The 11,242-nt window shown below is 62.7% G+C and carries 10 protein-coding genes; 7 read left to right on the top strand and 3 right to left on the bottom strand.

Annotated features, from left to right (window positions below):
- The first annotated feature begins 45 nt into the window (after window positions 1–45).
- Together NQJ30_RS01370 and NQJ30_RS01365 are read left to right on the top strand one after the other, a co-directional pair.
- On the top strand, window positions 46–1,266 hold the full coding sequence (locus NQJ30_RS01370) for a pyridoxal phosphate-dependent aminotransferase (protein ID WP_255767944.1): 1,221 nt from the start codon (window positions 46–48) through the stop codon (window positions 1,264–1,266).
- A 49-nt stretch (window positions 1,267–1,315) separates the two neighbouring features.
- Window positions 1,316–2,170, top strand: a complete 855-nt coding sequence (locus tag NQJ30_RS01365) for a polyphosphate kinase 2 family protein (RefSeq protein ID WP_255767943.1) — start codon at window positions 1,316–1,318, stop codon at window positions 2,168–2,170.
- Here the strand turns inward: NQJ30_RS01365 and NQJ30_RS01360 are convergent.
- Both NQJ30_RS01360 and xseA read right to left on the bottom strand, forming a co-directional pair.
- Entirely contained in the window at window positions 2,167–2,385 is a 219-nt protein-coding gene (locus tag NQJ30_RS01360) for an exodeoxyribonuclease VII small subunit (RefSeq protein WP_190989285.1), read from the bottom strand. The genes NQJ30_RS01365 and NQJ30_RS01360 overlap by 4 nt on opposite strands.
- Window positions 2,386–2,398: 13 nt before the next feature.
- Complete coding sequence (gene xseA, locus NQJ30_RS01355; RefSeq protein ID WP_255767942.1) at window positions 2,399–3,703, bottom strand: exodeoxyribonuclease VII large subunit; 1,305 nt, start codon at window positions 3,701–3,703, stop codon at window positions 2,399–2,401.
- A gap of 198 nt (window positions 3,704–3,901) precedes the next feature.
- Between xseA and NQJ30_RS01350 the strand changes: the two genes are divergently transcribed.
- Both NQJ30_RS01350 and NQJ30_RS01345 read left to right on the top strand, forming a co-directional pair.
- Window positions 3,902–4,753, top strand: coding sequence for a hypothetical protein (locus NQJ30_RS01350; protein ID WP_255767941.1), 852 nt, complete (start codon window positions 3,902–3,904; stop codon window positions 4,751–4,753).
- A gap of 9 nt (window positions 4,754–4,762) precedes the next feature.
- The gene (locus tag NQJ30_RS01345; RefSeq protein ID WP_255767940.1) at window positions 4,763–5,839 is read left to right on the top strand and encodes a 4-hydroxy-3-methylbut-2-enyl diphosphate reductase; all 1,077 of its coding nucleotides are present in this window, start codon (window positions 4,763–4,765) and stop codon (window positions 5,837–5,839) included.
- A 107-nt stretch (window positions 5,840–5,946) separates the two neighbouring features.
- Here NQJ30_RS01345 and NQJ30_RS01340 read toward each other — a convergent pair whose 3' ends face one another.
- The gene (locus tag NQJ30_RS01340; protein WP_255767939.1) at window positions 5,947–7,176 is read right to left on the bottom strand and encodes a DNA recombination protein RmuC; all 1,230 of its coding nucleotides are present in this window, start codon (window positions 7,174–7,176) and stop codon (window positions 5,947–5,949) included.
- Between the two features lie 140 nt (window positions 7,177–7,316).
- Here NQJ30_RS01340 and ychF point away from each other — a divergent pair, with 140 nt between their 5' ends.
- The 3 genes from ychF to NQJ30_RS01325 all read left to right on the top strand — a co-directional run bounded on the left by ychF (window position 7,317) and on the right by NQJ30_RS01325 (window position 11,081).
- The gene (gene ychF / locus NQJ30_RS01335; protein WP_255767938.1) at window positions 7,317–8,402 is read left to right on the top strand and encodes a redox-regulated ATPase YchF; all 1,086 of its coding nucleotides are present in this window, start codon (window positions 7,317–7,319) and stop codon (window positions 8,400–8,402) included.
- 189 nt (window positions 8,403–8,591) lie between these two features.
- Complete coding sequence (locus NQJ30_RS01330; protein WP_255767937.1) at window positions 8,592–8,897, top strand: hypothetical protein; 306 nt, start codon at window positions 8,592–8,594, stop codon at window positions 8,895–8,897.
- A gap of 309 nt (window positions 8,898–9,206) precedes the next feature.
- On the top strand, window positions 9,207–11,081 hold the full coding sequence (locus NQJ30_RS01325) for a hypothetical protein (RefSeq protein WP_255767936.1): 1,875 nt from the start codon (window positions 9,207–9,209) through the stop codon (window positions 11,079–11,081).
- Window positions 11,082–11,242: the final 161 nt, after the last annotated feature.

The raw sequence follows: 11,242 nt of genomic DNA, 5'->3' as shown, positions 1-11,242 counted from the left end.
CGAGGTCTCAATGGAAGCGCATCCTTCCTATGGCATATTTGATGAATGGCAGAATTCAAGCAGTCCACCAAGCTTCACAACGTCCTTTACGACATCCGTGGACCGATTCTTCAGGCCGCCCAGCAGATGGAGGCGGAGGGTCACAGAATCCTCAAACTGAACATCGGAAACCCGGCACCGTTTGGATTCGAAGCCCCGGACGCCATCCTGGTGGACATGATCCGTCACCTGCCGCACGCCCAGGGTTACAGCGACTCGCGGGGCATCTTCTCAGCCCGGACCGCCGTCTCGCAGTACTACCAGACCCGCGGCATCCAGAACATCCACGTGGACGACATTTACCTGGGCAACGGTGTCAGTGAACTCATCACCATGTCCCTGATGGCACTGCTCGACGCCGGCGACGAGGTGCTGATCCCGACGCCCGATTACCCCCTGTGGACCGCCTCCGTGGCCCTCGCCAGCGGAAAGCCCGTGCACTATCTCTGTGACGAGGAATCCGGCTGGCAGCCGGACCTCGAGGACATGGAAGCCAAAATTACGCCCCGCACCAAGGGCATCGTGGTCATCAACCCGAACAACCCCACCGGTGCCGTCTACCCGGAAGCCACGCTGAAGAAAATCGTGGAGCTCGCCGAGAAGCACGGCCTGGTGATCTTCGCAGACGAGATCTACGAGAAGATCCTCTACGAAGACGCTGTGCACACCAACCTGGCCGGGCTCACGGGCGACGACGTCCTGTGCCTTACCTTCAGCGGGCTTTCCAAGGCTTACCGTGTGTGCGGTTACCGCGCGGGCTGGATGGCCATTTCCGGGCCAAAAAAGGACGCTGCGGACTACCTCGAGGGAATCAGCCTGCTGGCGAACATGCGGCTGTGCGCCAACGTTCCGGCCCAGCACGCAATCCAGACAGCACTTGGCGGCTACCAGAGCATCAATGACCTGATCCTGCCGGGCGGCCGTCTGCTCGAACAGCGCAACAAGGCCTACGACATGCTCAACGCCATTCCCGGAGTCAGCACGCAGCAGGCCCGGGGCGCCATGTACCTCTTCCCGAAGCTCGATCCCGAGGTTTACCACATCCGGGACGACGAGAAGTTCGTCCTGGACCTGCTGCGCGAGCAGAAGATCCTGGTCTCCCACGGCCGGGCTTTCAACTGGGTCCGCCCGGACCATTTCCGGATGGTCACCCTGCCGCTGGTGAAGGACCTGGAGGAGGCCATCAACCGCATGGCGGACTTCCTGAGCAGGTACAAAGGGAACTAGCCTGTGGTGACGCGCATCTTGGCGCGCCGAACGATCGGGGAGGACTGCCGTGGCCGGCATCGTTGAATTTGAGAAGCATCCCGCCGACATGCTGAGGGTGGGGAAGGGCTTTTCGCTTGCGGGTGTCGATCCCGGGGCGACCCCCGGCTACAGCGGCAACAAAGCCGATGGTGAAGCGCTCCTTGCCGATCTGGACGGGAAGCTCTCAGCCTTGCAGGAAACCCTGTTTGCCGAGTCCCGGTTCGGCGGCAGAAGGCGGCTCCTCCTGGTGCTCCAAGCCATGGACACGGCAGGCAAGGGCGGAATCGTCAACCACGTCATGGCCACCATGGACCCGCAGGGAGTGCAGTTCAAGGCGTTCAAGGCACCCTCGGAGGAGGAGAAGTCCTATGACTTCCTCTGGCGGATCGAGAAGGCAGTCCCCGCGGCGGGCATGGTGGGCATCTTCGACCGGTCCCACTACGAGGACGTGCTGATTCACAAGGTCCACAATTGGGCGACGCCTGAAGAAATCAAGCGCCGGTACCGCGCCATCAACGAGTTTGAGCGGCGGCAGACGGACGCGGGCACCAGGATCATCAAGGTGATGCTCAACATCAGCAAGGACGAACAGAAGGCGCGTCTGCTGGCCAGGCTGGACGACCCCGCTAAGCACTGGAAGTACAGCAGCGGAGACCTGAAGGAGCGCGCCTTCTGGCAGGACTACATGGACGCGTACCAGGCCGCTTTTGACGAGACCAGCAAGGACCATGCTCCCTGGTATGTGGTTCCGGCCAACAAGAAATGGTATGCCCGGATCGCGGTGCAGCAACTGGTGCTGGGTGCGCTTTCCGAGATGAAGCTGGATTGGCCCAAAGCGGCGTTCGACGTCCCGGTTGAACGTGAGTTGGTGGACCGCTCCTAGAGGGGCTGGTCGCGGGCGGCCGCGAGGCGCTTGCGGGCGCCCTCCAGCCACTCCTCGCAACGCTTGGCTAAGGCCTCGCCCCGTTCCCACAACGCCAGCGATTCTTCGAGGCTGGCGCCGCCTGCCTCCAGCTTACCCACCACCAGCACCAGCTGTTCGCGGGCTTCCTCGTAGCTCAGGGCGTCGATTTCCGGGTCACGCTTCGTCTCGGGCATGTGCTTCTCCTAGTTAAGATTCGCGGTTAATTTCGCCGGTGGATGTTGCACCGAACTGGCCCTCGGCCACCCGCACGGACAGCACGGCTCCAGCAGGCGCCTCCGCGGGGTTGCGGACTACGGCATGGCCGGCGGCCTCTATGGGCCGGGCGGGCCGGCCATCGGCGAGTTCCACCACCGCGTAGCCGCGGTCGAGGGTTTTTTGCGGCGACAGTGACCGGACCTGGGCCTGCAGATGCACCAACTGGTCAGCCGCGCGCACCACGGTGGAGCTGACGGCCGCCGATGATCGCCGCAGCAGCCGTTCGATTTCCTCCGCGCGCACGGTGACCATCCCCTCCGGGCTGGCAAGGACGGGCCGGGAATGAAGTGAGGCGAGCCGGTCCGTTTCACGTTCCACTAGCCGTCCAATGCACCGGCTCAGGTATTCGCGCGCCTGGCGAACGCTCGCCAGTTCCTCGGCAACGTCAGGCACGATCCGTTTGGCAGCATCGGTGGGCGTTGACGCGCGGAGGTCCGCTACGTCGTCGAGCAGCGGCCTGTCGGCTTCATGGCCGATGGCGCTGACAACCGGAGTGGCCGCTGCGGACACGGCGCGGATCAGTTCCTCGCTGTTGAACGGCAGCAGGTCCTCCAGGGCGCCGCCGCCACGCGCAATGACAATGACGTCCACGTCCTCGCGGCCGTCCAGGTCGCGGAGGGCGCGGACAATCTGGGACACCGCGGTGTTGCCCTGGACGGCGACTTCACGGATTTCGAATTCGACGGCGGGCCAGCGCAGTGCCGCGTTTTGCAGGACGTCCTTCTTGGCGTCCGAATCGCGCCCGGTGATCAGTCCGATCCTGTGGGGAAGCATCGGGAGGGGCTTCTTCCGGGAATCGGCGAACAGTCCTTCGGCCGCCAGCGCCTGGCGCAGGCGTTCGATGCGTGCCAGGAGGTCGCCCAGGCCAACCGGCCGGATGTCCCGGACCTGCATGTTGAGGCGGCCGGTCTTGAGCCAGAACTCCGGCTTGAGCAGGGCCACCACACGCGAGCCGCGTTCCAGCGGCATGTTCTGCCGGTCCAGGACCTTCGTCCACACCGACGCCGGCAGGGAGACCTCCGCGTCCACGTCCCGCAGCGTCAGATAGGCGTTGCCGCCGCGGCGGTTCATTTCGATGACCTGGCCCTCCACCCAGGCGGCCGGCGCGCGGTCGATATGGAACTTGAGTTTCTGGGACAGCAGTTGCAGCGGCCAGGGATTATCCGGGGTGGTTTCAGCCGCCGTTGCGGGCAGGGTTGTGGCAGCGGTGCCTGGCAGGGCGGCCTGTTCAGACATGCGCGCTGCCCCGGGGAGCTGTGGCTGACGGCATGGCAATCCTTTGTTCGGCAGGTGCAGGTACGGCTTTTGGATAAGGTTGGATGGCGCGGGGTCATTCAACCTTATCCATAAGCTGTACCACCCGTGACTGACATCCGCTGTCCAGGAACCAGTCCTATGATGGCTTCGCCGCCGCCAACCAGTGAGGACCCGTTTTTGCGCACCTTCATCTCCGCCGTTGCTGCCGTTCTGGGCCTTCTGCTGTCCGCAGTTGCCGTTCCGGCGATCTGGGCTGACCGGAATATCGTCCAGGAAGACGGCTTCGTGGCGCTGGCCGCACCCCTTGGCCAGGACACCGGATTCCAGAAACGGCTAGCCGCGGCGACGGTGGGCACCATCGACACCGGTGCCGTACCGGACTCGCTGGCCGGTCTGGTCAGGCCCGTGCTGGAGGCTGCGGCCGGATCGCTGACAGGGCTTCCCGGTTATCCTGCCGCGTGGGAGGAGACCCTCCGCAGAAGCCACCGCCTCAGCTTTGCCGATCCCGCCTCGCTGCCGGCCGAAGCCAGTTCGTCGTCGTCCCTCACGCTGGACGTTGCGCCCTTGGTGGCACTGGCGACGGGGGAGATCTCGCATGCAACCGGTCTGCCGCTGGCTGCCCCGGAGCAAACGTTGATCAATGTGGGCCAGTCAGGCCAGCGCCAGCTGATCTCGGGCCTGACGGCTTATGCCCCGCTGGGTTATCCGCTGGTGGTCGGGGCGGGAATCGCCTTTGCCTTGGCGCTGGTTGCCGCCCGCCGGAAGTGGACCGTGCTCTTCTGTGTGGGTTTCGGCGCGCTGCTGCTGGCCGGGTTCTGGACGGTGGGCTCCACCATGGCGCGTGATGCGGTGCTGGGGACTGCCAGCGGAAATGAGGTCGCGGACATGTTCAAAAACGAGTTTGTCGCCGCGGCGTCCGGCAGCTTCGGATCATGGGTTACGGGCGCCCTTATTGCGGGCGGTGTGCTTCTGATTGCCGGCCTTGTGACCAGGGTCGCCTCGCCGGGGCGGCGACGCCCCAACCGGTAGCATGGAGGCATGACCTCCCCAGTTTCCCTTTCGATGCCAACGGTCCCGCGAAGGCGACGCTCGCCTGAGGAAGTATCTGCCGCAGCGCCGATATCAGGCCCCAAGAAGGTCCTGCTGGCAGCCCCCCGCGGCTACTGCGCCGGGGTGGACCGGGCAGTCATTGCGGTGGAAAAAGCCCTGGAGCACTATGGTCCGCCGGTGTATGTCCGGAAGCAGATCGTGCACAACGTCCACGTGGTGAGTTCGCTCGAGGCCCAGGGCGCCATCTTCGTGGATGAAACCGACGAGGTACCCGAAGGTGCGCTCGTGATCTTTTCCGCCCACGGAGTATCGCCGGCCGTCGTGCAGTCCGCAGAGGACCGCGGCCTGCGCACCATCGACGCCACCTGCCCCCTGGTGACCAAAGTCCACAAGGAAGCCGTCAGGTTCGCCAAGGACGACTTCGACATCCTCCTCATCGGCCACGACGGTCACGAGGAAGTTGAAGGTACTGCCGGCGAAGCTCCGGAACACATCCAGATCATCAACGGCCCGCACGAAGTGGACAAGGTCACCGTCCGGGATCCCGAAAAGGTCATCTGGCTTTCCCAGACTACGCTGAGCGTCGACGAAACCATGGAGACGGTCCGGCTGTTGAAGGAACGCTTCCCCACCCTGCAGGATCCGCCCAGCGACGACATCTGCTACGCCACCACCAACCGCCAGGTGGCCATCAAGAAGATCTCGCCCCAGGCGGACCTGGTCATCGTGGTGGGATCAGCGAATTCCTCGAACTCGGTCCGGCTGGTTGAGGTTGCCCTGGAATATGGCGCCAAGGCCTCTTACCGGGTGGACTTCGCCAATGAAGTGGACGAGGCCTGGTTTGAAGGCGTCGCCACAGTCGGCGTCACTTCCGGCGCTTCCGTGCCGGAAGTTCTGGTCACGGAAGTCCTGCGCCTGCTCGCGGACTACGGCTACGGCTCCGTGGAGGAAGTTGTCACCGCGGAAGAGGACCTGCTGTTCTCCCTGCCCAAGGAACTCCGGGCCACCCTGAAGGAAGCCGGCGACGTCAGCCGCGCCCTCGGCGGACGCCGGTCCCGAAACTGACAGACCGCAACTGACGTGCCTTGCCTCCCGGTACCGGGACGCAAGGCACGTCAGTTGCGGCTGCTTCCTCAGACCGCCCCGTCAGGCTGCTTCCTCAGACCGCCCCGTCAGGCTGCCTCGTCATCCTGCTGCAGCTCGGGCGCGGCGAGCGACCGCGGCGTGACCTCCAGCGCCGGAGGGGTCAGCAGGCCTGACTCGTCCATGGCGTTAAGTTTCCGGGCGGTGGGCAGGATCCGTGCCTCCAGTGTGCCGATTAGGGAGTTGTAACGGTCCACAGACGATTTCAGGGACGAGCCCAGCTTTCCCACATTCTCGCCCAAGGTTCCCATGCGCTCATACAGCTGTCGGGCGAGATCGAACAGTTCCCGCGCACTGTCCGTCAGCACATCCTGGCGCCATGTGAACGCCACCGATTTCAGGACGGCCAGCAGCGTGCTCGGCGAGGCAAGGACAACGTTCCGGGACAAGGCATGGTCCAGGAGCGTGGCATCCGCCATGAGTGCGGCCGCCAGGATGGATTCCGCAGGCAGGAAGCAGATCACCAGTTCGGGGGAGTTGCCGGGGATGTCCCAGTATTTCTTGTTGCCCAGCGCGTCCACGTGGGCACGCAGGGCTTTTGCGTGGGCCGCGAGGAGCGTCTGCTGGGATGCATGGCCCGTCGCGCCGGAACCGGTGGCGTCGGGGTGCCCCGAACCTGCTCCTGACCCGAGCTCCTGGGCTTCAAGGTAGGAGGACAGGGGCACCTTGGCGTCCACCACGAGCTGCTTCTGGCCCGGAAGCTGCACCACCAGGTCCGGCCTGATGGTCGAGTCTCCGCCGGCACTGTGAACCTGCTCTAGGAAGTCGACGTGCTTGAGCATCCCTGACGCTTCAACCACACGCCGCAGCTGCACCTCGCCCCACTGGCCCCGGGCACTGTTGGAGCGGAGTGCGGACTCGAGGGCGTGCGTGGACCGGATCAGCTGGGCATCGGAGAGCCGGGCCTCCTGCAGCTGCTGGGCCAGCTGGCCGTACTGCTCAAGGCGGTCCCGCTCGAGGAGCGCAACCTGCTGCTGCACGGCCGTGAGCTTTTCCGCAACGGGCGCCAGCGCCCGGAGGACGCTGCCGTCCTGGCTGCGCGACTCGCCGAGCTCCCGGTTCTGTACGCTGAGAAGCCGCCGCTCGGCGTCGGCCGCTGCGAACTGCGCGTTCACCTCGGAAAGGCGCGCCGAAACGGCGTCGAAATCCTCCTCCAGCGCGCTCGTGCGCCGGCGGAGGAACAGGTAGGTGGCAGCGGCGCCGGCGAGGGCACCGAGCAGCAGCATGAACAGGGCAAGAATCAGGGCTAAAGCATCCATAGGCTCACTGTGGCACGGCCCTCCGACATTTTGCCGAAGCGACATATTCCAGCCGACGTTCCGGCAGCAACCGCGCCGCCCCTCGCCGCTGTCAGCCCCGCTGGGGCCGACGGGTGCCGCACCCGGTAGAATCAATGCTCGTGGCTCTTACTATTGGCATCGTCGGACTGCCCAACGTCGGCAAATCAACTCTTTTCAACGCACTGACCCGCAACCAGGTGCTGGCGGCGAACTATCCGTTCGCCACCATCGAACCGAACGTGGGCGTCGTGAACCTGCCGGATCCCCGGCTCAAGCAGCTCGCTGAGATCTTTGGCTCCCAGCGGCTGCTGCCGGCGCCGGTGTCCTTCGTGGACATCGCCGGCATCGTCAAGGGCGCGTCGGAGGGCGAAGGCCTGGGCAACAAGTTCCTGGCCAACATCCGCGAAGCCGAAGCCATCGCCCAGGTGGTGCGCGTGTTCGATGACCCCGACGTCATCCACGTGGACGGCAAGGTGGATCCCCGTTCGGACATGGAGACGATCAACACCGAGCTGATCCTGGCCGACCTTCAGACCATCGAAAACGCCATCCCGCGCATCGAAAAAGAAGTCAAGATCAAGAAGCGGGAGGCCGCCGAGCTCGCAGCCATCAAGGCGGCGCAGGCGGTGCTGGAACGCGGCGATACCATCTTCTCCTCGATCAAGAGCGACAAGCTGGAGATGGGGCACCTCAAGGAGCTCAGCCTCCTGACCGCGAAGCCGTTCATCTACGTCTTCAATGCGGATGAGGGCATCCTGGGGAGCCCGGAGAAGCAGGAAGAGCTCCGTGCCCTGGTGGCGCCCGCAGACGCCATTTTCCTCGACGCCAAGCTCGAGTCTGACCTCGTGGAGCTGGACGAGGAAGAAGCCCGCGAAATGCTGGAGATGAACGGTCAGGACGAGTCAGGCCTGGACCAGCTGGCACGCGTCGGTTTCCACACCCTGGGCCTCCAGACCTACCTCACGGCCGGCCCCAAGGAAACCCGGGCCTGGACCATTCACCAGGGCGATACCGCTCCGCAGGCGGCCGGCGTGATCCACTCCGACTTCCAGCGCGGTTTCATCAAGGCTGAAGTGGTTTCCTTCGACGACCTCATCGAGGCCGGCTCCATGGCCGAGGCCAAGTCCCGCGGCAAGGTCCGGATCGAAGGCAAAGAATACGTGATGGCCGACGGCGACGTGGTGGAGTTTCGCTTCAACGTTTAGTTCCTGACCTTCAGGGACGTTCCGCGGTTGGCCGCCAAGAACACATGTTCTTGGCGGCCATTCACTTTCCCGGGTTTGCGCTTGGAATAGGTACCGCCCGTGGGCGTTCCGCAACGCCGCCCAGCTGAACCCGTAGCCGCAAGTTCCTGAGTGCCGTGCGGCAGGAACAATCGCTACGGCGAGAGCCTGATGGTCCAGGCCGCTGGGGTATGGGTCAAAGGATACGACGAAACGAGTTCAAGCCTCGTCAAGGCGCTGAATGGACTCAAAGGGACAGCCCCGACTGAACTCATTCAACGATTGGAAAATACTCTCAAGCTTCGCTATTTCGTGGTGCATGGTTTCTTTGCTGATGGCAGCTTCATCAATCACCCTGAAACAGGTAAGAAGTACGACTTCATTTCTATGGAGCGGAGTTGCAGGACGGACGCTCTCGAACGCGAAATTGTGGCCTTCACAAAGAATGCACTGGAGTGGTTGGCGCAGGAGTTCTAGGGGGCGAAGAAGAGTTGGAGGAACTCCATTCGAAGGTGCTGTTTATTGAGAACTAGGGACGGGACAGCATCTGTTTCGCTTCATTAGGAGTTGCGTTACCGCGACGGTTGGTCGCGTAACGGTGTACGTTGTGAAATCGCAACTGTGAGGAACCAATGGACCGCGCAGAACTGAAGTCGCAGGTCGATGAGCTGATGTGTCAGTATGACATCGGCGAGATCGATCACGAAACGTACGCTCTGAGAAGGATGGAGCTGACCAGCTCGCCGCAGGACTGCCCCCCGAACACTCGAATAGACGGAGATCCGCTTGGCTGCAATCGCTGGCATTGCCGCATTCATTATTGCTCTAGTGCTCAGCTACCAGATCTTCCCGAATCCGGGTACGGGAAGCACGAGCTACGCGGGCTCACGGTTTGTCTTCACAGTTGCGGTGACGATCGCGGTGTCGGTAATTGCGAGCAAGGGGAGTAAGAACCGACGTGAAGAGCAGGAGCGCCGCGACGCTGAGCTTGAGCGAGAGCGAGACCTAGCGGAGCGTGAAGCGAAGCAAGCGCGCATCCAAGCCGCCCTCGATCGCGAAGAGGCCCGCAGGTCTACTGCGGTAGCGGAGGCGAAAGCACGCGTGGGCTATCTTCGCACCCTTCTACACCGACGCGAACAGGAATGCCGGGACTCTGGGCACCGACACGGGCCTTTTGCGTTCGGTGTGGTGTCCGACGAACTCCTGGCAAACATCGTGTGGGAGAAGCTCAGCACCCCGGGGGACCAGCGGCTCACCATTACAGCCGATCAGATGGCATTACTGACCGGTGACCTGTACATCAACACGTATCGAAATCAGCACCGGGAACTCAACCTGGAGGGTTTGCAGTACGCGACGAATATCGATGCGTTGATTCTGCATCTGATGGACGATGAAGTAGATCTGACTCCCATTGCGGGGCTCGCTAATCTTCGCCGGCTCGAGGTCCGCGGAAGCAGCGGCATTTCAAACATCGATGCCATCGCTACACTCGATGGGCTACAGAGTCTCGCGCTTGCACACCTGGCGAACATCAAGGATTTTCGCCCGTTGGCGGGGCTCGAACGCCTCGCTCAGCTTGAACTCACTTCGTTGTCGGACGAATTGGAGTTTGATTCCATATCGGGGTTAACCGGGCTCACGCTGCTCGCGGTCGGTCGCATGAGTCGGTTCACTGACGTCACCGGTATATCGAATGTTCGGCAGTTGCGGGAACTGGTGCTCGTCTCCACCGGAAACCTCGAGGATCTTTCGCCCCTGGCCAAGCTCGGTAGGCTCGAAAAGCTCCGGCTGGAAGACACACACATCCGCGGCCTCGGCAAGGTTGGGAGGCTGAAGGCACTCAAGTCCCTCGTGCTTCGTAACGTCTCAGGTGTCGGGGACCTCGAAGCGCTCGCCAATCTCGGTGGGCTCGCGGAACTCGAACTCGCTGCCGTTCGCCTCGACCCCTACAAATATGAGGAGGTGGGCAGTCTCGATCTTGGTCCCTTGAGTCGGCTCGCCAGTCTCAGAAAAGCGAAACTGAAGCAGGGCGACACGCACACGATTTTCACCAACTGGGCTGCCATCTCCTCGTTGACGAGTCTGGTCGAGCTCGAGGTGGCAGTCGATATGGACAGGGATGGCCTCTTGGATGCCATCTCAAACCTTGCTGGGCTCGAGATTCTCCGCATTTCGGCAGCGGTCATACCCAACCTGAAACCTCTGGCGGCGCTAGGCTGGTTGAAGAGACTCGAGATCGAAGGTGAGTGGATGGAGTTCGGCCCCACGAGCCTTTATGACCTGCGAGAGCTTTCTGTGCTGCCGCGGCTACAAACTTTGGTCCTCGATACGTGCGGGGGTTGGGGCCTCTTGCGCGATATCGGAAGGTTTGAGGCTCTTTCGCACCTTGAACTGAAGAACTGCACGTTCTCGGATGATTATGCTGATCTCAGCCCACTGGCTAATCTCACCTCGCTCGAAACGCTGGTCCTGAGCAAGAACTCAAAACTTGTGCACGATCTTAGCCCGCTCGAGCAACATCCACGACTGAAAAGGCTCACGTTGACTGGGGGGCCTTACGATCGTCGGTGGGATACCTCGCGCTTGGAGCTTTTGCCGGGGCTGACAATCAGCACGAATACGCCGCCCACGAATTATTCTTGGAGGCCACACGCCTGACTACTGGTTGACCGTCGGGGCAGCCGCGTTGATTGCGGCCGTCACGAGCGCGATCGTCAGCATGTGGGGAGTTTCGCGAAACATCAAACATAAAGCGGTGATTGAAGAGAGACAAAACTGGCGTCAGGCTTTGCGTGAACTAGTCCCAGCATTCGTTGGCC

This window comes from Pseudarthrobacter sulfonivorans (assembly GCF_024391045.1).
GTDB lineage: Bacteria > Actinomycetota > Actinomycetes > Actinomycetales > Micrococcaceae > Arthrobacter > Arthrobacter sulfonivorans_B.
This window is presented reverse-complemented; position numbering and strand designations above follow the sequence as displayed.

Excerpts from the sequence above, each read along its gene's own strand:
- NQJ30_RS01360 (WP_190989285.1), bottom strand. The coding sequence starts at position 2,385 with ATGCCCGAGACGAAGCGTGACCCGGAAATCGACGCCCTGAGCTACGAG.
- xseA (WP_255767942.1), bottom strand. The coding sequence starts at position 3,703 with ATGTCTGAACAGGCCGCCCTGCCAGGCACCGCTGCCACAACCCTGCCC.
- NQJ30_RS01330 (WP_255767937.1), top strand. The coding sequence starts at position 8,592 with ATGGTCCAGGCCGCTGGGGTATGGGTCAAAGGATACGACGAAACGAGT.
- NQJ30_RS01340 (WP_255767939.1), bottom strand. The coding sequence starts at position 7,176 with ATGGATGCTTTAGCCCTGATTCTTGCCCTGTTCATGCTGCTGCTCGGT.
- NQJ30_RS01345 (WP_255767940.1), top strand. The coding sequence starts at position 4,763 with ATGACCTCCCCAGTTTCCCTTTCGATGCCAACGGTCCCGCGAAGGCGA.
- NQJ30_RS01370 (WP_255767944.1), top strand. The coding sequence starts at position 46 with ATGGCAGAATTCAAGCAGTCCACCAAGCTTCACAACGTCCTTTACGAC.